The 22,702-nt window shown below is 72.9% G+C and carries 26 protein-coding genes; 9 read left to right on the top strand and 17 right to left on the bottom strand.

Going from position 1 to position 22,702, the window contains the following annotated elements; translation table 11 throughout:
• Positions 1-2 precede the first annotated feature (2 nt).
• Positions 3-1,022, top strand: coding sequence for a TIGR00730 family Rossman fold protein (locus VK611_09215; protein HMG41498.1), 1,020 nt, complete (start codon positions 3-5; stop codon positions 1,020-1,022).
• A 3-nt stretch (positions 1,023-1,025) separates the two neighbouring features.
• On the opposite strand, the gene VK611_09210 is transcribed toward VK611_09215, so the two are convergent.
• Together VK611_09210 and VK611_09205 are read right to left on the bottom strand one after the other, a co-directional pair.
• Positions 1,026-2,621, bottom strand: a complete 1,596-nt coding sequence (locus VK611_09210; GenBank protein HMG41497.1) for a hypothetical protein — start codon at positions 2,619-2,621, stop codon at positions 1,026-1,028.
• A 20-nt stretch (positions 2,622-2,641) separates the two neighbouring features.
• Entirely contained in the window at positions 2,642-2,842 is a 201-nt protein-coding gene (locus tag VK611_09205; protein ID HMG41496.1) for a hypothetical protein, read from the bottom strand.
• Between the two features lie 49 nt (positions 2,843-2,891).
• Here VK611_09205 and VK611_09200 point away from each other — a divergent pair, with 49 nt between their 5' ends.
• Complete coding sequence (locus VK611_09200) at positions 2,892-3,650, top strand: hypothetical protein (protein HMG41495.1); 759 nt, start codon at positions 2,892-2,894, stop codon at positions 3,648-3,650.
• Here VK611_09200 and VK611_09195 read toward each other — a convergent pair.
• The 6 genes from VK611_09195 to VK611_09170 form a co-directional block, all read right to left on the bottom strand.
• On the bottom strand, positions 3,647-3,838 hold the full coding sequence (locus VK611_09195) for a hypothetical protein (GenBank protein HMG41494.1): 192 nt from the start codon (positions 3,836-3,838) through the stop codon (positions 3,647-3,649). The two genes, VK611_09200 and VK611_09195, sit on opposite strands and share 4 nt — an antisense overlap.
• 94 nt (positions 3,839-3,932) lie before the next feature.
• A complete protein-coding gene (locus VK611_09190) occupies positions 3,933-5,078 on the bottom strand; it encodes an HRDC domain-containing protein (protein ID HMG41493.1) in 1,146 nt (381 codons plus the stop codon).
• 29 nt (positions 5,079-5,107) lie between these two features.
• Positions 5,108-5,446: a rhodanese-like domain-containing protein gene (locus tag VK611_09185; GenBank protein HMG41492.1), complete on the bottom strand. Its 339-nt coding sequence runs from the start codon at positions 5,444-5,446 to the stop codon at positions 5,108-5,110.
• 9 nt (positions 5,447-5,455) lie between these two features.
• Positions 5,456-6,055 (bottom strand): molybdenum cofactor guanylyltransferase, encoded by a 600-nt coding sequence (locus VK611_09180; GenBank protein ID HMG41491.1) that lies wholly within the window; start codon positions 6,053-6,055, stop codon positions 5,456-5,458.
• Between the two features lie 98 nt (positions 6,056-6,153).
• A complete protein-coding gene (locus VK611_09175) occupies positions 6,154-7,392 on the bottom strand; it encodes an aminotransferase class V-fold PLP-dependent enzyme (protein HMG41490.1) in 1,239 nt (412 codons plus the stop codon).
• A gap of 2 nt (positions 7,393-7,394) precedes the next feature.
• Entirely contained in the window at positions 7,395-7,955 is a 561-nt protein-coding gene (locus VK611_09170) for a flavin reductase family protein (protein ID HMG41489.1), read from the bottom strand.
• 58 nt (positions 7,956-8,013) lie between these two features.
• Between VK611_09170 and VK611_09165 the strand changes: the two genes are divergently transcribed.
• From VK611_09165 to VK611_09150, 4 genes are all read left to right on the top strand, one after another.
• Complete coding sequence (locus VK611_09165; protein ID HMG41488.1) at positions 8,014-9,321, top strand: acyltransferase; 1,308 nt, start codon at positions 8,014-8,016, stop codon at positions 9,319-9,321.
• Between the two features lie 103 nt (positions 9,322-9,424).
• Entirely contained in the window at positions 9,425-10,219 is a 795-nt protein-coding gene (locus tag VK611_09160; GenBank protein ID HMG41487.1) for a hypothetical protein, read from the top strand.
• A gap of 52 nt (positions 10,220-10,271) precedes the next feature.
• Complete coding sequence (locus VK611_09155; GenBank protein ID HMG41486.1) at positions 10,272-10,988, top strand: hypothetical protein; 717 nt, start codon at positions 10,272-10,274, stop codon at positions 10,986-10,988.
• Positions 10,989-11,094: 106 nt separating this feature from the next.
• The gene (locus VK611_09150; GenBank protein ID HMG41485.1) at positions 11,095-11,430 is read left to right on the top strand and encodes a trypco2 family protein; all 336 of its coding nucleotides are present in this window, start codon (positions 11,095-11,097) and stop codon (positions 11,428-11,430) included.
• A gap of 82 nt (positions 11,431-11,512) precedes the next feature.
• Here VK611_09150 and VK611_09145 read toward each other — a convergent pair whose 3' ends face one another.
• The 3 genes from VK611_09145 to pyk all read right to left on the bottom strand — a co-directional run bounded on the left by VK611_09145 (position 11,513) and on the right by pyk (position 14,496).
• Positions 11,513-11,947, bottom strand: coding sequence for a DUF3151 family protein (locus VK611_09145; GenBank protein HMG41484.1), 435 nt, complete (start codon positions 11,945-11,947; stop codon positions 11,513-11,515).
• Positions 11,948-11,985: 38 nt separating this feature from the next.
• Positions 11,986-12,912, bottom strand: coding sequence for a patatin-like phospholipase family protein (locus VK611_09140; protein ID HMG41483.1), 927 nt, complete (start codon positions 12,910-12,912; stop codon positions 11,986-11,988).
• Between the two features lie 117 nt (positions 12,913-13,029).
• Positions 13,030-14,496 carry a pyruvate kinase gene (gene pyk, locus VK611_09135; protein HMG41482.1) on the bottom strand — a complete coding sequence of 489 codons (1,467 nt, stop codon included), beginning with the start codon at positions 14,494-14,496 and terminating at the stop codon, positions 13,030-13,032.
• A gap of 133 nt (positions 14,497-14,629) precedes the next feature.
• On the opposite strand from pyk, the gene VK611_09130 reads away from it, so the two are divergent.
• Entirely contained in the window at positions 14,630-15,217 is a 588-nt protein-coding gene (locus VK611_09130) for a histidine phosphatase family protein (GenBank protein HMG41481.1), read from the top strand.
• Between the two features lie 3 nt (positions 15,218-15,220).
• Here the strand turns inward: VK611_09130 and VK611_09125 are convergent, their stop codons facing one another.
• Positions 15,221-17,368, bottom strand: coding sequence for a DUF6351 family protein (locus VK611_09125; GenBank protein HMG41480.1), 2,148 nt, complete (start codon positions 17,366-17,368; stop codon positions 15,221-15,223).
• An 83-nt stretch (positions 17,369-17,451) separates the two neighbouring features.
• On the opposite strand from VK611_09125, the gene VK611_09120 reads away from it, so the two are divergent.
• The gene (locus VK611_09120) at positions 17,452-18,039 is read left to right on the top strand and encodes an LON peptidase substrate-binding domain-containing protein (protein HMG41479.1); all 588 of its coding nucleotides are present in this window, start codon (positions 17,452-17,454) and stop codon (positions 18,037-18,039) included.
• A gap of 83 nt (positions 18,040-18,122) precedes the next feature.
• On the opposite strand, the gene VK611_09115 is transcribed toward VK611_09120, so the two are convergent.
• The 4 genes from VK611_09115 to VK611_09100 all read right to left on the bottom strand — a co-directional run bounded on the left by VK611_09115 (position 18,123) and on the right by VK611_09100 (position 21,392).
• Positions 18,123-18,755, bottom strand: coding sequence for a TetR/AcrR family transcriptional regulator (locus VK611_09115; protein ID HMG41478.1), 633 nt, complete (start codon positions 18,753-18,755; stop codon positions 18,123-18,125).
• A gap of 44 nt (positions 18,756-18,799) precedes the next feature.
• Positions 18,800-20,032, bottom strand: coding sequence for an acyl-CoA dehydrogenase family protein (locus tag VK611_09110; GenBank protein ID HMG41477.1), 1,233 nt, complete (start codon positions 20,030-20,032; stop codon positions 18,800-18,802).
• A gap of 109 nt (positions 20,033-20,141) precedes the next feature.
• The gene (locus VK611_09105; GenBank protein ID HMG41476.1) at positions 20,142-20,918 is read right to left on the bottom strand and encodes a transglutaminase-like domain-containing protein; all 777 of its coding nucleotides are present in this window, start codon (positions 20,916-20,918) and stop codon (positions 20,142-20,144) included.
• A 93-nt stretch (positions 20,919-21,011) separates the two neighbouring features.
• Positions 21,012-21,392 (bottom strand): DUF2203 domain-containing protein, encoded by a 381-nt coding sequence (locus VK611_09100; protein HMG41475.1) that lies wholly within the window; start codon positions 21,390-21,392, stop codon positions 21,012-21,014.
• 132 nt (positions 21,393-21,524) lie between these two features.
• Between VK611_09100 and VK611_09095 the strand changes: the two genes are divergently transcribed.
• Positions 21,525-22,292, top strand: a complete 768-nt coding sequence (locus VK611_09095) for a glycerophosphodiester phosphodiesterase (protein ID HMG41474.1) — start codon at positions 21,525-21,527, stop codon at positions 22,290-22,292.
• A 3-nt stretch (positions 22,293-22,295) separates the two neighbouring features.
• Here the strand turns inward: VK611_09095 and VK611_09090 are convergent.
• Positions 22,296-22,702 (bottom strand): hypothetical protein (locus VK611_09090; GenBank protein HMG41473.1); only part of this gene is annotated, 407 nt, incomplete at its 5' end.

Genomic DNA, 22,702 nt, shown 5'->3' with positions numbered 1-22,702 from the left:
CCATGGATCGTGATCTCGTGAAACAACTGCTCGACCAGGCGGGCGCGGAGCGCAACCGCGACGTCCTGGCCGAGATCATCCGCACCGCCTACGAGCTGGCCGGCGACGACGCCGACCGGCTCAACCTCAAGATCACGCGCGACGCCCTCAAGGAGATGCGGGCCGCGTTCCGCATGTTCGCCCCCTACGAGGAGATCCGGAAGGTCACGGTGTTCGGCTCGGCCCGGACCCACCCCAGCGACCCGCTCTACGAGCAGGCCAAGGTCCTGGCCCGCAAGCTGGCCGAGGCGGGCTGGATGGTCGTCACCGGTGCCGGGCCGGGGATCATGGAGGCGGCCAACGTCGGCGCCGGGCGCGACCGCAGCATCGGCATCAACATCCGCCTCCCCTTCGAGGAGGGCATCTCCGACCTGTTCGCCGGCTCCGACAAGTTGGTGAGCATGAAGTACTTCTTCACCCGCAAGCTCATGCTGATCAAGGAGTCGAGCGGGTTCGTGTCGCTGCCGGGCGGCTTCGGCACGCTCGACGAGACCTACGAGCTGCTCACCCTGTTCCAGACCGGCAAGGCCACCCCGTCGCCGCTGGTGCTGCTCGACGTGAAGGGCCTGGGCTACTGGGAGGGCTGGCAGCGCTTCGTCGACGAGCAGCTGAAGGCGGGCGGGCTGGTGTCGCCCGGCGACTCGAACCTGTACCTGATCACCGACGACGTCGACGAGGCCGTCGCCGAGGTGCGGGGCTTCTGGCGCAACTACCACTCCATGCGCTGGGTGGGCGGGCGGCTGGTGGTCCGGCTGCAGGCCGAACCGACGGCGAAGGAGATCGCCGAGCTGACCGAGGAGTTCTCCGACGTGTGCACCGAGGGCGGCATCGAGGCGTCTCCGCCGCTGCAGGCCGAGGTGTCCGACCGCGACGAGCTCGACCGGCCGCGCCTGGTGATGCAGTTCGACGTCCGCAAGGGCGGCCGGTTCCGCTCCCTGATCGAGGCCCTCAACCGCCTGCCCAGCGCTCCCCCTCTCACCTGACCTTCAAGGAACGAGGAACACCGCGAGGGGTGGCTCCGCTTCGGTCCCAGGGTCGACCTCGGCGAGGAGCTGGGCACGGGAACGCCACTCGGTGATCAGGTCCTCGCCCACCACGAAGTGCAGGACCGCGTCGGCGTCGGTGGGGGCGATGGTCCGGTGGGAGCGGACGGCGGCGGCGTGGCGCTCCCCGGTGCGGACGTCGTAGCCCCGCTTCTCCAGCTCCAGCACGAACCCGAACGCCGGCGTCACGATGTGCACCGGGTCGTCGATCTCCAGCAGGTAGCGCTCGTCGTGGTCGAGCCGGGCGGCTGTCGCCGACGTCAGGTCGCCGACGGCGGTCACCAGCTCCATCTCGGCGTTGTCCGTGTAGGCGCTGTCGACCGCGAACGCCGCCACGGCCACCGCGGCCGCCGTCGCCACCACGCCGAGCCGCACCGACGCCAGCGGCCGGAAGGTCAGCAGCGTCGCCAGCACCATCAGCGCCGTCGTGCCCCACGAGGAGAGCACCAGGTACGGCCACACCGGGCCGAAGATGCGGGAGATGGCCAGCAGCGTCGCCCCCTCGGCGACCGCCACCACCAGGTGCAGCCGCAGCAGGTCGCGGTCGCGGCGCCGCCACGCGACCACCACCGCCCCCGCCCACACCGCCAGCAGCGCCAGGCCCGGCAGCCGGGCGCCGAGGTCGAGCCTGGTGTCGGTGGTGCTGGCGACCTCCGCGGTCTGCTGGCGCAGGAGGGCGACGACGTCGAGGTGCTCGAGCCACACGTCGAGGGCCTCGCCGCGCGACACCCGGGCGGACGAGGGATGCCGGAAGCTCTCGACGATGACCGTCAGGTTCCCCGGGTCGCGGGTCACCTCCTCCACCAGCGGCGGCGCCACCAGCACCAGCGCCAGCCCGGCGGCCGCCCCGCCCCACACCAGCAGCGGCCGTCGGCCCGACGGGTCGCGCCACCCCCGGGCGACCACCACGCCGACCGCCAGAGCGCCCAGCGCCGCCACCGGCAGCACGTACGGGATGTGCGTCTCGGCGCAGAGCACCCCGGCGAAGGCCAGCACCGGCAGCGCCACCACGTCGCCCAGCAGCACCGACCACACCGCCAGCAGGAACACCCACCACCACACCAGCGGCATGTGCGGGTTCCAGGCCGACGTCAGCAGCTCCGCTCCGTAGCCCCGCAGCAGCACCGCCAGCACCGCGGTCGCCGCCAGGGCCAGCATCAGGCCACCACGGCGGTGGGCCAGCCACACCGCCAGCCCGGCGGCGACGGCGCTCAGCACCCCCGCCGCGGCCTGCAGCGCCCAGCTCGACGCCCCGAACAGCTCGTAGAACGGCCACAGGGCGTAGAAGCTCACCGGCCCCGGGTGGCTCCCCGTCTGCCCGTAGCCCTCGATCCGCCCACCCAGGCCCAACGCCGGCGGGTGCCCACCGCTGACGTCGCGCACCCGCATCTCCACCTGCGCCAGGTCGTGCAGGGTCAGCCAGTGCGGGTCGCGGAGCACCACGAGCGCCACCACCAGCGGCATCCCCAGTGCGACGGCCAGTCCCCCGACCGCCAGCCCGTCTCGTGAGAGGTGTCGGCCCGGTACGGGGCGGAACATTAACCCTACGTACCGCTGGGTCAGTCGAAGTCGTCGGGCTCGGCGAGCAGCACCACGGCCTTGTCGACCGCCCGGCGGGCCCGGGTCAGCCGCCGCTCGTCGACCGGCAGCTCATGGCCACCGGCGTCGATCGACTCACGGAGTCGCTCGATGGCGAGGTCCGCCAGCTCCTCGCTGATGGACTCCAGACGCTTGCGGATGTCGTCGAACTCACCGGCCACCCACCCAGGATGCCCCACGCCGCGACCCGGATGCGCGATCTTGATGGCGATGCCCGACGCGCCCCCCGACGACCTTCACGACTACGTCAGCTTCGAGGACCGGAAGGAGCACCGGACCTGGGTCTTCGACGTCACGTTCCTCGCCAGCAACTGGCGCTGCATCTTCGGCCAGGGTTGCCCCGGGGTGCTCACGGCCCCCGTCCCCGAGCTGGAGCAGGGCTGCTGCAGCTACGGCGCCCACCTGGTCGACGAGGAGGACGCGGCCTCGGTGCGCACCGCCGCCGAGCGCCTCACCGACGAGCAGTGGCAGCACAAGCCCGCGGCCGAGCGCCGGGACGGCCCCCTGCGCACCACCAAGAAGGGCAACACGGTCACCCGGTTGGTCGACGACGCCTGCATCTTCCTCAACGGCCCCGACCACCCCGGCGGCGCCGGCTGCGCCCTCCACCGGGGCGCCCTGGAGGCCGGCGAGCGGCCCATGGACTGGAAGCCCGACGTCTGCTGGCAGCTCCCGCTGCGCCGGATCGACCACACCGAGGACTCCGGTCACGTCACGTCCACCCTGCGCGAGTGGAAGCGGCGCGACTGGGGTGGCGGCGGCGAGGACTTCCACTGGTGGTGCACCGACGCCCCCGACGCCTTCGACGGCCACCGCCCCGTCTACGAGGAGCTGCGCGACGAGATCTCGGAGCTGGTCGGCGAGTGGGCCTACGACCGGGTCGTCGAGGAGATCGAACGACGGCGCGACAGTTCCACGCTCCTTCCACACCCGGTTTTGCGCCCGCCCGCTAGTGGAGAGGCCGGCTAGTTGGCGTTGTCGTGCTCGTCCTCTGCCGCCTCGTAGAGGCACCAGGTGGCGTGTGTGGCGCCAGGGTCGGCGCCGCACTCAGGGCACGGCTCAGCATCCGCCGGGTCAAAGATGGCGGAAAGGTCGAGGCTGTCGCTGCGCTTCAGCGCACGCGCCTCCTCGAATCGGCGATGTCGACCCTTCTTCACGGGCCTGCTCCCACATGAGGTTGCGTACGGCGGCGAATTCTATCGCCGCGGAGGTGCTGCTCGGAGTCCCCATTGGGCCTGCCGAAGGACTTTCCTAGCACATGACCTGCCCCGACCGGCGTTCTAGCACCAGGGCACCGGCACCGTTGAAGGCCAGCGCGGCCTCCCCCGACAGCAGCTGGCGCACCGGCTCACCGGCCACTTCTTCGCGCCATCCGGACAGGAGGCGTGACGTTCCGTCGCCCCGGACCAGGGCCTCGATGTCGGCCCGGGTGGCCAGCATCGACGTGTCGAGCTGCAGGTCGTGGGCCAGTTGGTTCACCCAGGCCGACGCCAGCGTCACCGCGGGGCGCACCGCGGTGTCGACCCCGTCGCGCTCGGGGAGCTGCAGCTCGCTCTCGTCGAGCACCTTGCCCTCCTCGATCGCCTCCTGCAGCTCGGCGGACGCGCCGCCCCGCAGGTGACGGCCGTCGAGGCCCCGCACCCGCTGCAGGTCGGCCTTGGTGGGCGGCGGCCGCTCGGCGATGGCGACGACGGCCAGGTCGGGCAACACGTGGCGCACGGGCCGGTCGGTCTCCTGGGCGCGGCGCTCGCGCCACGCCGCCACCGCCTGGGCCACGCAGCGGCCCCGGCCCTTGAGGCGACGGGCCTCCTTGATGCGCCACCAGGCCCGGGCCGGGTCGGCGGGCTCGCGGAAGCGCCGGCGCAGCTGCTCGCACTCGTCGAGCACCCACGACAGCCGACCCCGCTTGATCAGCTCCGTCTCCAGCGACTCCCACAGGTCGTGCAGGTGGGCGACGTCGGCGGCGGCGTACACGGCGGCGTTGTCGCCCAGCGGGCGCCGCAGCCAGTCGGTGAGCCGGTCGGCCTTGGGGAGGTGGATGCCCAGGCGCCGCTGCAGGACCGCTGCGAGGCCCGGCGACCCCAGCCCGACGAAGCCGGCGGCGATCTGTGTGTCGACCAGGCTGCGGGGCAGCACGCCGCAGGCCCGCTCGAGGATCGCCAGGTCCTGCGCCGACGCGTGCATGAGGCAGTCGCCGTTGCCGTCGAGCAGCTCGGCGAGCGGGGCGATGTCGACCTCCAGCGGGTCGACCAGCGCGATCTGTCCGTCCCAGCCCAGCTGCAGGAGCGCGAGCTGCGCGTAGTAGGTGCGCTCGCGGTGGAACTCGGTGTCGAGGGCGTAGGCCTCAGCCGTCGACGCGGAGGCGACGACGGCGTCCAGCTCGGCGCGCGTCGACACCCACGTGTAGGCCGGGGTGGCGAGACGGCCTACGGCTCCATCCCCGTGTTGGTGGGTCGGTCGGCCTCGATCCAGGCCTTGGTGCCGCCGGCGACGTTGACGGCGTCGATGCCGTTGGTCCGGAAGAACTCGGCGGCCTTGTGGCTGCGGCCGCCCATGGCGCAGATGACGTAGACGGTGCCCTCTTTGGCCTGGGCCTCGTCGAGGCGCTCGGGCACGGTGCCCAGGGGGATGAGCTCGGCGCCGGGGACGTGCCCACCGTCGTACTCGTCGGGCTCGCGCACGTCGATCAAAGTGACGCCCGCGGCCTGCAGCCGCGCCAACTCGGTGACATCGATCTCGGGGACGGTGCTCTGGGGGGCGTCCATTCCCGCAGGCTAGCCCTTACGGGGAACTTGCCGAGGCAGGTCCTCGGGCGTGTCAGCGTCCGCGAGGGCGGCTGTGTCCAGGTCGTCGACCCAAGCGACGGTCAGCCCCGCCGCTTCGACGGCTCCCCCGACCGACCGCTCCCCCGCGTCGAACTGCTTGCGCAGGGGCTCGGCGACCCGGCGGTGCCAGGCGGCGTGGAGCCACTGCGCCCGCTCCCCGGTCGGGACGGCGACGTCGTGGTGCGCCAGGGCCGCGACGGTGGCCTGCAGCGCCGCGGCGGAGGGGGCCACCAGGTCGCAGGCGACCACCAGCACCACGTCGTGGCGGGCGGTGCGGAGGGCGGTGAGGAGGCCGCCGAGGGGACCCTCGCCGGGGTGGTCGTCGGCGACGGCCTCGATGTCGAGCCCGGCCAGCGCGCCCCGGCGGCGGGCGTCGTCGTCGGGGCTCCCGGAGCCGACGACCGCCACGTGCCCCGCTCCGGCCCGCCGCACCGCCACCGCCACCCGGCGCAGCATCGGTGCGCCGTCGATCTCCACGAGCGCCTTGTCGGTGCCCATGCGCCGGCTCCCGCCCCCGCACAGCACCGCGGCGCTCCATTCCCGAGTCATCTGTGGTCGCTCCGCCGGACTCGAGTCGTTTGCGGTCGGTCTCCGATCACAAGTGACTCGTCCTCGGCGTGGCGACCACGAACGACTCGGGTCATGGCTCAGACGCCCCCGTAGCGGGCCTCGACGCCGCGGCTCTCGCCATGGGTGGCGACGGCCGCGGCCAGGTCGGCGAGGAACTCGTCGGCGACGGCCACGTGGGACGGCGACAGGATGGCGTGGAGGCCGCCCTGCTGGCGGTCGAGGTGCCAGCCGCGGTCGTCCATCACGTCGCCGACCGCGGCGACGTCGACCGCCTCCGGGTCCGCCGAGGCGATCTCCAGCACGCCAGCCACCGGGTCGCCGGTCACCTGCAGGCCGTCGATGGCGTCGATCCCGGCCCGGATCCGGCGGGCGGCGTCGAGCACCTGTCCCGCCAGCCGCAGGTAGCCCTCCTCGCCCAGGTAGCGGATCGTCGCCCACGCCGCGGCGATCGGCGCCGCCGGGCGGGTGCCCGCGGTGGTCGCCGAGCCGTAGACGCCGCCGGGCCAGCGGTCGAACACGAAGAACTGCTGGCCCAGCAGCTCCTCGTTCCGGTGCACCAGCACCGACGCGCCCTTGAAGCACCACCCGTACTTGTGGATGTCGGCCGACAGCGACGTGACGCCCTCCACCCGGAAGTCCCACGGCGGGATCGGCTCGCCCAGCCGCTCCAGGAACGGCAGCAGCCAACCGCCCAGGCAGGCATCGACGTGGCACAGGATCCCCCGCTCGGCCGCCAGCTCCGCCAACGCCGGGATCGGGTCGACCACGCCGTACGGGTAGCAGGGCGCCGAGCCGACGACGAGCGCCGTCCGCTCGTCGACCGCCTGCGCCATCGTCACCGGGTCGGCCCGGCCGTCGGCGCCCACCGGCACCCGGACCTCGGTCACGTCGAGGTAGTGGCAGGCCTTGGCGAACGCCGGGTGGGCGGTCTCGGGCACCACGATCGACGGCACCTCGGTGCCCCGGGCCAGCCGGGCGTGGTCCCGGGCCACCTGGACGGCGAGGAAGATGCTCTCGGTGCCACCGCTCGACAGCCGGCCGCCGCGGGGGTCGCCGTGGAACAGGTCGGCCGCCATGGCGACCACCTCGCGCTCCATCCGCAGCAGGCTCGGGAAGGCGAAGGGATTCAGGTAGTTCTCGTGCAGGTAGGCGAGGGCGACCGCCTCCTGCAGGTGCTCCAGCCCGGGGTCGGCCGGGTTGTAGACGAGGCTGAACGTGCGGGCCCGGCGCCAGTCGGCGTCCTCGCCCCGGCCCGACTCCAGCTCGGCCAGGAGGTCGTCGGCGGAACGGCCCTGCGACGGGAACGGCTCGGTCACGGTCAGCCCCCGTAGCTCATGCGGGTGTCCTCCATGCGGAGCACCGGCGTGTCCTCGGCCTGCTGGAAGGCGCAGGCCACCACCTCGCCGATGAAGAACGTGTGGCCGCCGCAGTCGACCGGCTGGCGCACCTCGCAGGCGATCCAGGCGGTGGCCTGGTCGAGCACCGGAGCGCCGGTGGGGCCGTCGTGGAACGGGAAGCCGTTGAGCGTCGACGCCGCCTCGTCGACCTCCACCGGCTTGGTGAACTTGCGGACGATCGCCCGGTCCTCCCGCGAGACCGTGTTCAGCGTGAAGCTCCCGCCGCCCTCGATCAGCTCGTGGGTGAGCGCCGTCTTCTCCACGCCGATGCCCAGCAGCTTCGGCTCGAAGCTCACCTGGGTGGCGAAGTTCAGGGTCATGGCGTTGCGCCGGTCGCCGTGCCTCGATCCCACGACGTACAGCCCGTACGGCATGGTCCACAGCAACCGCCGCCGCATGCGGTCGTACTCCTCCTGCTCGTCGGGCGTCTCGACACCGGACGGGAACGGTCCGATCGGTCCTGAGCCTCCAGGAGCTGCCATGCGCAGAAGCTAACTGGCTCGGCGCCGGCCGAGACCGCTCATGCCCTGGCGGGGTACGATGTTACCGCGCGGTCTCTGGTGGGGACGTGGGGGGGCAGGAGCGCTGGGGAACGAGACCATCACGGCGGACCTGCCGCGGCTCGCGGCCGTCGAGGTGCGGCTGCCGGCAGTGGCGGCGGTCGACACGGGGACGCGCGCGGTCGGGCTGGACGGGCTGCGGGCGCTGGCCGTGCTCGGCATCGTCGTGTACCACGGCGTCTTCCTGCTGCCCGCGACCTGGCACGTCGCCTACCCGCTGGCGCAGCACCTCGACGCCGCCGTCGAGGTCTTCTTCGTGCTGTCGGGCTACCTGATCTACGGCCCCTTCGCCCGGGCCCACGTGCGCGGCCGACCGCCGCCCCGCCTGCGCGGCTACCTGCTGCGCCGCGCCGTGCGCATCTACCCCGCCTACCTGGTGGCCGTCGGCGGGCTGCTGCTGTTCGGCTGGATCCACTTCGACGACACCGCCCAGCTCGTGCAGCACCTCACGCTCACACAGGGCTACTTCCCCCGCGACGACGCGTCCCTGTTCCTCCCCGCGGGCCTGGGGCAGTCGTGGACGCTGGTGGTGGAGGTGTCGTTCTACGCGTTCGTGCCGGCGTGGGCGTGGGCGATGCGGCGCCTGGCCCGGGCGGGCGGCCTCGACGGGCGCCGGCAGGAGCTGGCCGGTGTCGCCGTACTGCTCGCCGCCGGCACCGCCGCCGCGGTGATCGCCGCAGAGAATCCGCTGCCCGTGCCCTTCGCCGTGCTGCCTCCGCACCTCGTCGGCCTCGGCTGGGGGATGCTGCTCGCCGTCGTCACCGTCGACGGCCGCCCCGCCTGGCTGCAACGGCGCCGACCGGCCCGCGTCCCCACCACCGAGCTGTGCTGGATCGGGGCGTGCGCCACGTTGGTGGTGCTGTCGTACCTTCAGCAGGGCTTCGACTACGAGCCCGGCGACATGCTCGTCCGCCACGCCCTCAAGCTGCTGGCGGCCGCGCTGCTGGTGACGCCCGTGGTGCTCGGCGGCGCGACCGTCGGGCTCGTGCCGCGGCTGCTGTCGTGGCGGCCGCTGGTGACGGTCGGCGTGGTGAGCTACGGCATCTACCTGTGGCACCTCGACGTGCTGGCCGACCTGCCGGGCCCGTGGCACGAGGGCTCCCCCACGTCGTCGGCAGTGGCCATGGGCGCGCGGGCCGCCGTGGCGCTGGCGTTCGGTGCGGCCAGCTTCTACGTCCTCGAACGCCCGCTGATGAAGTGGGCGGGGAGGACGTCGAAGACCGATACGGCGTTGCCCCGGGAGTCGAGCAGCAGCGCTGCGTCGCCCGTGTTGTCCCGCAGCGGGTAGCGCCGAGGGGTCCGTCAGTCCCCCGACGCCCCTACCACTAAACGTGGGAATTTCGCCACTCAACGGGTTGACAGGGGTTCCCAGCGGGCCGATATTGGCGGCCATGCGGCATGAGGACCGTGAGTGCACCGTCAGGGCGGCGGCGCTTCCGGCGTCGTCGTTGTGGCGGTCGACCCGGCTCCTCGTCGCCGCAGCGGTGGCGGTCGCGGTCTGGTTCTGGCTGGCGGAGCCGACAGCGGCCGACGAGCCCACGGAACCTGCGACCACCCGACCGGCCGGGCTCGCCGACGTCGTCGACGACGTGCTGCAGCTCGTCCCCGCCACCACCGAGCTCGTCGACGACGTGCTGACGCCGATCGTCGATCCGGTCGTCGAGCCACTCCAGACCCTCCTCCCGCCGGTGTTCGAGCCGGAAGCTCCCGCCCCGGTCCCGACGGCTCCGGCGATCGCACCCGAACCCCCGTCCGTTCCCGCCGCCCGTCCCCTTGTGCGGACGGTCGCGGCGCGTCGTGCCCCACGGCGTCCACCGGTCGTGCAGGCTGCTGCAGGACCCGGGCGGCACGACGAGCGGGCGTGGGCGCTCGATCCGGTGGCTCCCCTGCCACCCGGTCCTGCGTCCACGCCCGCCGCTGGGGTGACCACCCGTCACGCCGCCCCCACGCTCCGGGCGGACCGCAGCGAGCCGACGCCGACGCCGTCCCCGCACCGGCCGCCGTCGGGCTCGGCCGACGCGGTCCCCTGCGGCCCCGGGCCGCGCACCGATCGCGGGCCACAAGTCACAGGCACCCCCGGCGCTCGAGCCGCGCTCGTCGCGGCCTCGACGGCAGCGCAACTCGGCGCTGCCGTCGAAGCGCCGGAGGACCGCCCGGCCAGCCGCCCACCCACGACCCCGGACTAACCCGTCGTCCGCCTGACCCACCAGCCAGACGACGACCTACCGGGAGAGATCGATGAACAACCTCGTAGCCAAGCTCGCCGTGACCGCCAGCGTCACGGCCGGGCTCCTGCTCACCTGCGTCAGCGGCGCCCAGGCCGCACCCGCCGCACCCGCGGCGCCTGCCGAGGGGCCGCTGCCCCTCGACCTCGACCTGGACCTGCCCGTGCTCGTGTGCGGTATCGGCATCTCGCTGCTCGGCGATGCCACCGCTGCATGTCCGGCGGCGGCCCCGAGTGGAGGTGCCCATGGCGCAACCGCAGCAACCACCGCCGACGCGTCGGCCGACCGGTCGGCGGAGGCCCTCGCCGACCTCGTCGCCGCCCTGCGCACCGCCGGCCATGACGACCTGGCCGACGCTCTCCAGACGGCGGCCGAGGAACGCGACGACCTGGCGACGACGTCCGACACGGCGACCGCTGCGACCGCTGGCGTGGCGGCCGCCGACGACCTGGTCGCAGCCGATGCTGCAGGTCCGATCACCGTCTGCGGCCTCGCCGTCGCTCTGCTCGGCGACGCGGTCGGTGCCTGCCCCGAGGGGCCCGCGGCGCCCGCCGGTCCCGCCCTCGGCCTGGACGTTCCCGGGGTCGGGACGCTGAATCCCACCAACCACCCCGCCGCCGCCCCAAGCGGCCAGGACTCCGTCCTGTCTGTCACATCCGACGGCCCGATAACGGTGTGCGGCATCGCCGTGGGCGTCGTGAAGGACGCCACGGGCGCCTGCCCCGGCTGATCCTGGCGACCTGCCCCCGAAATCCCGGTCGGGCGCCGGGTTTCGGGGGCAGGTCGGGCACGGGAGGGCGTACGCTCGCAGGAGTAACGACGCCCGGGGGATGGCCATGACCGACGAACCCCGATCGGAAGCGAGCATCGGCCTCGCCGAACTGATCTCCGCCGTCCGCACCGAACTGGAGAAGGCCGACGCCAGCCGCATCGACCGGGCGGAAGACCCGGTGCTCGAGCTGCGGGAGGTCGAGCTGGAGATCCAGTTCGAGGTCACCCGCACCCGGAACGGCGACGGCATCGACTTCCACGTGGTCGCCGTCGGCGACGCCGAGCCCGACGACGCCTCCCGCGTCCAGAAGCTGCGGGTGCTCTACGGCCCGGCGTTCAAGCTGATCGAGCTGGCCGAGAACGAGACCACGGCCATGTCCGACTGGCTCCAATCGTCCTAGCCGCTCGTCGGCTCCGGCCACGGCCACGGTGCGGCGTCCACGCACCGAAACGGTCGCCGGGCGCCGCCGCGACGGGCCGAGGTCAGTCGAGCGAGGCGGGCGGCCAGGCCGGGTCGAGCTGCTGGAGGAAGGTGGCGCAACGCTCGGCCTCGTCGGTCTCGCCGATCTCGTCGGCGGCCCGGTGCAGCCCGTCGAGCGCCCGCAGGAAGCCCCGGTTCTCGTCGTGCTGCCAGCGGACGTAGCCCGAGCCGCGCCAGCCGCTGGCCCGCAGCCGGTCGAGGCCCCGGTGGTAGCCGATGCGGTAGTAGGCGTAGCGCTCGACGGCATCGCGCCCCAGCGACCCGAGCCGCGCCCAGGCGTCGAGGTAGCGGGGCCAGCTGGCCACCACCGCCGCCACGGCCTCCCGGTCGCCCTCGGCGATGGCCTTGGCGAGCGCCGCCCGGGCATCCTCGGGCTCGGGGTCGAGCACCGTCTCCGGGGGCCCGCTGGGCGTGAAGCTCACATGTCGGTCGGCCATCGAGGTGAGCCTACGGGGGCGGGCCTGGAAGGACGGGCCTAGAAGGCGAAGACACCGTCGCCGGAGCTGGCCTGGCGGCCCTCGTTCTCGGCGGCCGCGGTGTGGGCGGCGTCGTCGTCGAGGTAGGCGCTCGACGCCTCATAGGCGGTGGTGATCAGCTCGGGCGTGCGGGTGAAGTCGTTGTAGCGCATCAGCGGCGGCTGGCCGTGGGGCAGCACGTGGGCGGTGACGCCCTCGGGCAGCGACTCGAGGTCGCGCTTGTAGCGGTGGTGGCGGGCGATCCAGTAGGCCTGCACCGCCACGTCGAGCGGGCGGCGGGGCTGCGACCGGGGCCGGGAGAACGACCCCACCTGCAGGATGTACAGGGTGGTGGCGCCCAGCTCGACGGCCCGCGACAGCGGCACGTCGTTGACGATGGCCCCGTCGAGGTACTTCACGCCGTCGATCTCGACCGACGGGTACAACGCCGGCATGGCCGACGACGCCAGCACCGCGTCGATCAGCGGTCCGTGGTCGAACCACACCTCGCGCACGCCCATCACGTCGGTGGCGACGCACTGGAACGGCACCTTGAGCTCGTCGAAGTCGCGGGCGCGCATCGACTGGTCGATCAGGTTGCGCAGGCCGTCGTTCTCGTGGATGGCCTCGCCCCGGCGGGCCAGCGCGACGGCGTTGGGCAGCAGGTTGCGGGGCATCAGGTCGTTGCCCTCCACGCTGCGCCACTTCTGCTCCAGCCGCTCGACGCCCTCCAGCGTCGGCGCGTCGGCCAGGGCCGCGCCGTTGAGCGCGCCCACCGAGCAGCCCACGATCAGGTCGGGCGCGATCTGGTGCTCGAGCAGGGCCCGGAGCATGCCCACCTGCACGGCGCCCAGGTTGCCGCCGCCCGACAGCACGAACGCCACCTGCTGCTTCGGCCGCTCGCCGTCCCGCCTCCGCCGGAAGCTGAAGTCACGGAGCGTTGCCATGGCCCGGAGGCTACCGCCGCCCCCACCCGGGCCTGGATCACCCTCCGAGGTCTTCATCCGGCCCTTGCCCACGCGTTTCGGTTTAGACGGTTTCGTCGCCATACGGCCTGGAGATGCTCACCTGACGGTGACGATGCGCAGGACGTCGGTGGCATTCGTGGGCGAGTCGGGGGCGCCCGCCAGCACGGCGACGGTCGACCCGTGGCGGACGAGGCCCGCCTCGACCGACGCCTCCACCACGCACCAGACCATCTCGTCGGTGGTGGTGTACTCCCCCACCACCAGGGGTTCCACGCCCCACGAGAGGGCGAGCTGCTTCACGGTGGTGGCCGACGGGCTGGCGCCGATCAGCGGGCAGCGGGGCCGCAGCCCGGCCATGGCCCGCACGGTACGACCCGACCGGCTGCAGCAGACGATGGCGTCGAGGTCGAGCTCGGCGGCGGCCTGGCCGGCGGCCCGGGTCATCGCCACCGTGACGGCGGCGGCGGTGCTGCGGGCCGGTGCCGGCTGCGGGCTGCGGCGGACGCGGCTGAGCGGCACGGCCCGGTCGTTGAAGTCGCCGGCCCGCTCGGCCCGCTCGGCGATCCGGGCCATCGTGCGGACGGCCAGCACCGGGTCGTGGCCGATGGCGGTCTCGGCGGACAGCATCACCGCGTCGGTGCCGTCGTAGACCGCGTTGGCCACGTCGGACGCCTCGGCCCGGGTGGGCGTGGGCGCGGTGATCATCGACTCCAGCATCTGGGTGGCGGTGATCACCGGGATGCCCCGGTCGACGCACGCGCCGATGATGCGCTTCTGCAGGTAGGGGACGTCCTCGATGGGACAGTCGATGCCCAGGTCGCCGCGGGCCACCATCACGCCGTCGGACACCGCCAGCAGCTCGTCGAGGTGGTCGACCGCCGCCCGGGTCTCGATCTTGGCGATCAGGCGGGGGCCGCCGTCGCCGATGGCCTCACGGACCTTCACCAGCTCGTCGGCCCGCCGCACGAACGACACGGCCACCCAGTCGGCGTGGTGGGCCACCCGGTGGATCAGCTCGAGGTCCTGGTCGGTGGGCACCGGCGGCTGCCAGCGGTCGGACGGCAGGTGGCAGCCGGGGCGACCCTGCAGGCGACCGCCGCTGCGCACCGCGGCGCTCACGCAGGTCTCGTTCACCTCGAGCGCCTGCAGCGTGACGGTGCCGTCGCCCAGGACGATGGTGTCGCCGGGGGCCACGACCTGGGTGAGCATCGACTCGTCGACGGTGATGATCTCGCTGCTGCTGGGGCCGTCGCCGGTGCAGATGCTGAGCCGGTCGCCCTCGGCGAGGAACAGCCCGCCGTCGGGGAACTGGCCGGTGCGCACCTTGGGGCCGGGGAGGTCGGCGAGGATGCTGACGGCTCGACCGCGGCGGGTGGCACGTGCCCGTACCTCGGCGATGCGCTTGACGTGGCCTTCAGGGGTGCCGTGGGCGAGGCCGAATCGGGCCACGTCCATGCCGGCGTCGAGCAGTTGGTCGAGCACGCTGGGGCTGTCGGATGCCGGGCCCAGCGTGGCGACGATCTTGGTGCGCCGTGCGGCGCTCCTCGGGGGGAGGTCTTTCACTTCTCGTCACGCTATCCACCCTGCTCCTGCCGAATGGACAGGCTTTCGTACCTTTCACATGCCCGTGTACGTCATTTCGCGCACGGTTCGCGCTAGGGCGGCGTCTCGGGGCTGGCTTAGGCTCGCCATCACAATGGAACTCGTGCTGATCCGCCATGCCCGCCCCAGCCGTGACGACGGCTCCGACGGACCGGCCGACCCGGGGCTCTCCGCGGTCGGGCAGCGGCAGGCCGAGGCCCTCGCCGACTGGCTGGGGACCGAGTCGTTCGACGCGATCTACAGCAGCCCGATGCGCCGCGCCCGGGAGACGGCGGCACCGCTGGCCGACCGGCTGGGCCTCAAGGTGACGGCCGAGCCCGACATCGCCGAATACGACGCGGGGGCGGCGTCGTACATCCCCATCGAGGAGCTGAAGGCGGCCGGCGACCCCCGCTGGATGGAGCTCCCCGACGACATCCCGGAGTTCCAGCAGCGGGTGGTCGACGCGATCGAGCGCATCGTGTCGGCCCACGGCTCCGGGAACGTGGCGGTGGTGTGCCACGGCGGCGTGGTGAACGTGTACCTGTCGTGGGTGCTGAAGGCCGAGCAGGCCCTGTTCTTCCTCCCCCACTACACCAGTATCAGCCGCGTCCTGGCCTCGAGCGACGGCCGTCGCACGATCGACGCGGTCAACGAGACCGGCCACCTCCGGGTGGCCGACGTCCCGCTGGTGGAGCTGTAGGTCCTACTCGTCGTTGAAGGACTGCCAGGTGCCGTCGGGTTCCTGATAGCCGACGGAGCGTTGCGTCCAGTCGCAGACGCCGTCGGGGAAGATCTCGGCGAGGCGGTCGAGATCGGCGGCGGAGAGGTCGACCTCGTACTGGTCCTCGGCCTCGTCGACGGGGACCAGCTGGCACTTCAGGACGTCACCCGACCGGGGGCCGCCCGCCGCCATCCGGGGCTCCTCGCTGATGGGGAACGCCTCGGCGCAGACCTCGTCGTCGGGCGCCACGACGTGCTCCTCCTCGTCGACGAAGCAGCGCGACTCGGCGGCCTCGGGCTTGGCCTCCGCCAGCGCCTCCCGCCACTCGGCGTCCGGGTGGTCGTCCTGGTAGGCGGTGGCGTCGGTGAGCCAGGTGTCGAGGGCGAGCGTCGGCTGGGTGGCGCGGTCGCCGATGGCGCCGGTGAGCGTCTCGACCAGGCCGCCCGACCCGGCCTCCAGCGTCCACAGCGACACGGTCGCCGGCGTCTCGCCGTCGTCGCCCGACAGGCGGTCGAGCAGGGAGAACGACCGCACCCGGTCGTGGATGTCGCCCATCTCGTCGGTGAACACGTTGATCAGGATGATCGGCGTGTCCGGCAGGCCACCCCACGGCCCCGACACCCGGCCGGTGGTGAAGGCGAGGGCCATCATGTCCGGGTCCACCGCGGAGCGCTCGGGCTGCGGCTGGCCGTCGATGTCGAAGCCGCCGACCCGCTCGTTGAGGTCGAGGAACTGGGCCGGGGTGATGACCCCGGCGTTCAGGGCGTCGAGGCCGTACTGCACGCCGCGGTTGTCGTAGCCCGAGTTGGCGAAGCCGGTGTCGGGGTCGCGCCCCACGAGCGCCACGTTGGTCTCCCACACCGTGCAGCGCAGGCCGTCGGGGTTGGTGTCGGCGTCGTAGATGACCTCGGCGGGGATGCCGCCGGGCCCCGGGCCGGCCGCGTCGCCCGCGCCGACGAACGCCGCCGCCAGGTCGAGCCGGCAGCCGGCGGCCGGGTCGATCCCCTGGGCGAACGTGCGGGCCCACAGGTCGCAGCTGCCGGTGGTGGCGTGGCCGTTGACCGCCTGGCGCTGCTCGTCGCTCAGCTGCCCGCCCTCGGGCGAGGCGTAGTAGTCGCCGAGCAGGGCGCAGTCGAACACGCCGGGTGAGATCGAGAAGGCGTCCGGGAAGGGGACGCTGGGGGCGATGGCGTCGAGCAGGCCCGGGTAGTTCTGGGCCAGCAGGATCTGCTGGATGGCGCCGCCGGAGCCGCCCTCGCCGATCGTGAACGCGGGCTCGCCGTAGGCCTCGGTGAAGTGCTCCTTCACCATCGACGCCGTCTCCGCCGAGATCACGTCGTTGCACAGCACCTGGTAGGTGTTGAAGGTGGCCGTGGCGGTGGCGTAGCCGAGCTGGAGCAGCTCCTGCGAGGCCGGGCCGGTGCCCATGAACCCCTGGCTGAACGTGGTGCCGCAGCCGCCGCCGAAGCGGTAGACGAGCCGCTCGTTCCAGGCGCCTTCGAGCTTGTCGATCCGGAAGACGGACCGGTTCAGCACGCCCGTCTCGATGCGGATCACGAACGGCATGGACTCGCCGGCGACCTCCACGGTCTGGACGTCGGCGGGCGCGGCCTCCGGGTCGGCCAGCGGGTGCCGCTCCCCCGCCGCGTCGACGTACTCCCAGGTCACCTTGGTGGGGGCGAAGCAGCCGTCGGCGGGTGTCGACGCCTCGAGCCCGAACGTGTCGGTCGTGCAGCTCACCAGCTCCAGTGGCTCGCCGGAGAACACCGGGCCCTGGTCGGAGTGGTTCACCAGGGTCGCCTCGCCGCGGTCGTCGCCCCGGCGGGCCTCGACCGCGTTGTCACCGTCGGCGAGCCCTTCGACCAGGCCCACGAGCCGTCCCGATTCCTCTGCGAAGGCGTCGGTCACGTCCTCGCCGTCGACCGTGACGGTCACGCCGTCGAGGACGCCGTCGTCGGCCGTGACCGCGACCAGGGCGTCGCCGCCGGTCACGTACTCCGGTTGTGACGACACCACCTCCACCTGCAACGCGTCGGTCGAGCCGGCGTCGTCACCGCCGCCGCCGTCGTCGTCTGAACAGCCGGCGGCCACCAGCGCGACCGCCACCATGATCCCCAGAAGCTTGCGCATCATCCCCCCTTAATTCCCTACCGGAGGAATTTAGGCGATCGGCGGCCGGCGTGTGCGATGGTGCGGGGGTGACGGTCACTCCGATGTTTCCGCTGGGGACGGTGGTGGTGCCGGGGATGGTCCTGCCGCTGCAGGTGTTCGAGCCGCGGTACCGGGAGATGCTGCAGCACGTCATGGCCGGCGACCAGACCTTCGGGGTGGTGCTGATCGAGCGGGGGTCCGAGGTCGGCGGCGGCGACGTGCGGACCGACGTGGGGACCCTCGCCCGCGTCGTGCGTGCCGAGGAGCAGCCCGACGGGCGCTGGGCCGTGGTCGCCGCCGGCGTCGGGCGCATCCGGGTCGACCGCTGGCTGCCCGACGACCCCTACCCCCGGGCCGAGACCTCGGCGTGGCCCGACGAGCCCGGCGCGGCGAACGACGCGGTGCTGCCCCTGCTGCGACGGGCGGCGGCCCTGTCCCTGGAGCTCGGCCGGCCCGCCGCCCCGCTCGACCTGGAGCTCAGCGACAACCCCGTCGTCGCCGGCTACCAGGCGATCCTCGCGGCACCCCTCGGCCCCGCCGACCGCCAGCAGCTCCTCGCCGCCCCCACCCTCCTCGACCGCTGGACCCTTCTCGAGACCCTCCTCACCGACCAGATCGAGCTCCTCCAGGCCCAACTCGGCCCGACGTAACCGAAATTTCGACGCAGTTGGCGCTATAGCGACCATTCCTGTCGAGATTTCGGTGAGACGTTCGCCGTTGCTGCTGCCGCCAGCTACGGGCGGAAGAGGTCGCCGTCGAGGAGGCGTTCCATCACGTCGAGCATCGCGGGGTAGTCGGCGTCGCGGTCGCCGCCCGCCAGCAACGTCAGGCCGGCGCCGAAGACCTCCAGCAGGGCGGTGGCGCCCGCGGGGTCGATGCCGTCGGCCAGCTCGCCGTGCTCGATCGCCTCGTCGATCAGCCAGCGGTTGGCCAGCACGAGCTGGTCCATCACGTCGTCGAGCGGGTCGGGCAGGTCGGGGTTCCAGCGCGACTCCAACGCCGACAGGCTCACGAACGCCACCAGGCTCGGGTCCTCCCGGTGCAGCGCCCGGAACACGTCGATGTAGGCCCGCAGCCGCGAGCGGGCGTCGTCGTGCACCAGCACCCGGGCCGTCACCTCGGCACCGAAGCGCCGCAGCGCCGCGTCGGCCGCCGCCGCGAACAGGTCGCGCTTGGAGGCGACGTAGTGGTACAGCGCCCGCGGGGTGACCCCCGCCTCCTTGGCGATGTCGGCGATCGACGTGCGGTCGTAGCCGCTGCGGCTGAAGCACTGCCGGGACGCCCGCAGGATCCGCTCGAACGTGTCCTCGCTGCTCTGCGCCGGGGGTCGACCCCGCCGCACCCCTCCCCCCGCGGCCAGCGCCATCGCGCCGAGGTTAACCGCCACCCGCCGCGGCGCGGTCGGGGCGCTCAGGAGCGGGGGACGTCGAGCCAGGGGCGGTCCTTGTCGACCCGGACGTCGCCCGGGAGGCCCAGCACGCGCTCGGCGAGGATGTTCTTCATGATCTCGGTCGTGCCGCCCTCGATCGAGTTGGCCCGCGACCGCAGGAACGCCTGCTGGGCGTTGCGCCACAGGGCCGTCGCCGCCGGGCGCTCGTGCGGGTAGCCGTCGGGGAACAGCATCCCGTCGGCCCCCAGCAGCGTCACCGCGAACGACGCGATGTCCTTGTGGAGCTCGGCCATGGCGAGCTTGCCGATCGACCCCTCGGGCCCCGGCGTGCCCTTCGCCCGGGCCTGGCCGCCCCGGATGTTGGTGAGCCGCGACACCTCGGCCCGGATCCACAGCCGCATGAACGTGTCGAGGTCCTCGGCCCGGCCGGGGGTGCCCGGCGCCCGGCGCTCGCGCCAGATCTTCGTCAGCTCGCCGACGAAGCCCGCGCCGCGGCGGGGGATCTGGCCGCCGATCGCCACCCGCTCGTTCATCAGCGTGGTGAGCGACACCCGCCAGCCCTCCCCCACCTCGCCGAGGCGCTCGGCGTCGGGGATGCGGACGTCGGTGAAGTACACCTCGTTGAACTCGGCCTCACCGGTGAGCTGGTAGAGCGGCCGCACCTCGACGCCCGGGGCGTGCATGTCGACCACGAAGTACGTGAGCCCCTTGTGCTTGGGCTGCTGCGGGTCGGAGCGGGCGACGATCATCCCCCAGCGGCTCACGTGGGCCAGCGTGGTCCACACCTTCTGTCCGTTGAGGATCCACTCGTCGCCGTCGCGCACGGCCTTGCTGGAGAGCCCGGCCACGTCGGACCCGGCCCCCGGCTCGCTGAAGAGCTGGCACCAGATCTCCTCACCGGTGAACAGCGGGCGCAGGTAGCGCCGGCGCTGGGCCTCGCTGCCGTGGGTCGCCACCGTCGGGGCGCCCATGCCGTGGCCGATCGGGTTCCGGCCGCTGGCGGCCGGCGCGCCCTGCGCCCACAGCGTCTCGTTGACCAACCGCTGCAGCCTCGGCGACAGGCCCAGCCCGCCGTCGCCCTCGGGGAAGTGGACCCAGGCGAGGCCGAGGTCGAACTGCCGGCCCAGGAACTCGACCCGGTCGGTCGAGGCGGGCGGGAGCTCGTCGAGCAACTGGCGACAGAGGTCGAGCACCCGGGCCTCGTCGTCCCCGGCTCCCCCTGGCGCCCGGTCCGTCGGGGCGGTGAGCGTCATGCCGGCACGGTACTTGACCGGCGGGTCAAGTCACCACCGAGGGCGAAATCTCGACAGCGATGGTCGCTATGGCGCCACCCCTGTCGAAGTTTCGGGTGGGACGCCGGGGCTAGTTGAGCTTGGCGCGCATGGCGCGGGCGGCGACGCGGTCGCTGTCGCTGCCCCAGCCGTCGTCGGCGATGGCGTCGAGCTCCTCGGCGGCGGCGTCGAAGCGGCCGTTGGCGGCCAGCAGCGCGGCCAGCTCCCGCCGGTCCTCCGCCGTCGCCCCCGGCACCAGCACCCGCAGGCACTGCGCCCACAGCGCCCCGGTGCGGTCGCCCACCCCCGCGAACGAGCGCCGCAGGTTGGTGAGCATCCGGGCCAGGATCGCCCGGTTGCCGACGGTCTCCAGGAAGCGCTCCTCGAGGCGGGCCTTCTCGCCGTGCAGGGCCCGGAACAGCTTCTCGCAACCCGCCCGGTCGAGCTGCACCCGCCAGAACGGGTCGACGTAGAGCGACGGATCGACCTTGTCGCGCACCAGGAAGTGGCCGGGCATCCCCACGCCCTCCAACGGCACGTCGAGCCGGCGGGCCACCTCCAGCACCACCACCGACAGGGTGATGGGGATGCCGCGCTTGCGGTCGAGCACGGAGTCGAGCAGCGAGTTGCGCGGGTGGCTGTACTCGTCGGTGTCGCCCTGGAAGCCCTCGCCCTGGAAGAGATGGCTGGTCACGCCGTCGAGCGTGGGCTCCGGGCAGCCGCTCGCCAGCTTGTCGAGGCGGGTCAGGTTTTCCTCGACGTCGAGGTCCCGTCGGGCATGGGCGGCGATGAGCAGCGCCCCAAGGTCGAGCCGACAGTGCTCCTCCGGCCCACGCACCAGTTCCGCGAACCGGTCGGTCACGTCCACTGGCGCCACGGTATCGGGATTACGCGTGCTGTCTCCCGACGAACGTGTGAATACGGCGTGTCGTGAGCAGTTCGCGCTGTCGGCCAGGAGGGGTCAGGCAGGACGGTCGGTGATGGACGCGCGCCCGGCGAAGCCGTCGTCGGGCCAGTGCCACCAGCCGATCTCGTCCTCGCCCGGCAGCCAGCACAGCCAGTACCAGCGCCCGTCCGGAGCGCGGGCGGGGAAGTCGATCAGGCCCCGCTCGATGTCGCGCAGCACGACGCCCTCCTTGGCCAGCTCGTCGATGCAGGCCTTGATGGGCAGCGGGTCGGCGGGCACCACGCCGTGGCCGTTCTGGCGCACCATGCGCACGCTGGTCGACGTCTGCGCCCGGTACTCGGCGAGCAGGTCCTGCGCCCGCTCGACCACGTCACCGACCCAACGGAGCGCACCGTTCGCCTCGTCCAACGACCAGAACCGGGTGGGCTCGTCCACTCGTCAACCCTCCCAAACGAGGGCCAGGTTCGCCACCCCGCCCCCCGGCGCGTCGCGACTTTCCAGATACTCGAACTACGTCACTGGATGCAGGCACCCGAGTGTTGCGAGACGGCTACGGTCCGATTGCACATGGCGAACTTTCCGTTCCTCGACTGGCCCGGCCCGATCCCCTTCGCGCATCAGGGCGCCCACCGGTCGGGTGGACCGGGCGAGAACACCATGTCGGCGTTCGAGGCCGCCATCGAGATGGGCTACCGCTACATCGAGACCGACGCCCACGTCACGGCCGACGGCGTGCTCGTGGCGCTGCACGACGACACGCTCGACCGGGTGACCGACCGCAGCGGCGTCATCGGCGAGATGCCGTGGGCCGAGGTCCGCAAGGCCCGGGTGGGCGGCACCGAGCCCGTGCCCCTGCTGGAGGACCTGCTCGGCCTGCACCCCGACGTGCGGGTGAACATCGACCCCAAGCACGACGCCGCCGTCGAGCCGCTGGCCGACGCCATCCGCCGCACCGACGCCGTCGACCGGGTCTGCATCGGGTCGTTCTCCGACCGGCGGCTGGCCCAGATCCGGGCGCTGCTCGGCGACCGGATCTGCACGTCGATGGGGCCGCGCCAGGTGGCCCGGCTGATCGCCGCCTCCCGGGGGCTGCCGGCGGGGCGCTTCACCGCCGCGTGCGCTCAGGTGCCGGTGAAGCGGGGGCCGGTGCCGCTGGTGACGGCCCGCTTCCTGGAGGCCGCCCACAGCCGGGGCATCCAGGTGCACGTGTGGACGATCAACGAACCCGAAGAGATGGTCGCCCTCCTCGACCTCGGCGTCGACGGCATCATGACCGACGCTCCCGACGTGCTGAAGCAGGTGCTCGACGAGCGCACCGCCTGGGTCACGGACTGAGCTTCAGGACGGACTGAGCTTCAGGTAGGCGTCGCCCCGGGGCGACAGGCGGTAGCCGACCTCGAGGCTCTCGGTGAGCCCGAGGCGCTTGAGCTTCCGGACGTCGATCTTGAACGACGGTCGGTCGCGGCCCAGGGTCTCGGCCAGCCGGCTCGACACGACGGCCGGGCGCTGGGCGATGAGGTGCAGGGTCGGGCGGGTCCACGGGCCGTGGGTGCTCACGGCGTCGAGGCGGTCGAGGCGGCGGTCGAGCTCGGCGACGTCGTCGGGGCCCAGGTCGTCCTGCTGCGGGAGCGGCACGGTGCCGGGCTCGGGGGCGAGGCGGTGGAACTCGACGCGCCACACCACCAGGTCGGGCGGCCCCACCTGGCGGCGGCTGCCCAAGCGACGCCAGACGCCGTGGCGATCGG

The sequence above is a fragment of the Acidimicrobiales bacterium genome (genome assembly GCA_035316325.1).
Taxonomy (GTDB): Bacteria; Actinomycetota; Acidimicrobiia; order Acidimicrobiales; family VFJN01; genus DASXTK01.
Note: the sequence above shows the minus strand (reverse complement) of the source record. Positions and strands in the feature narration are given on the sequence as shown.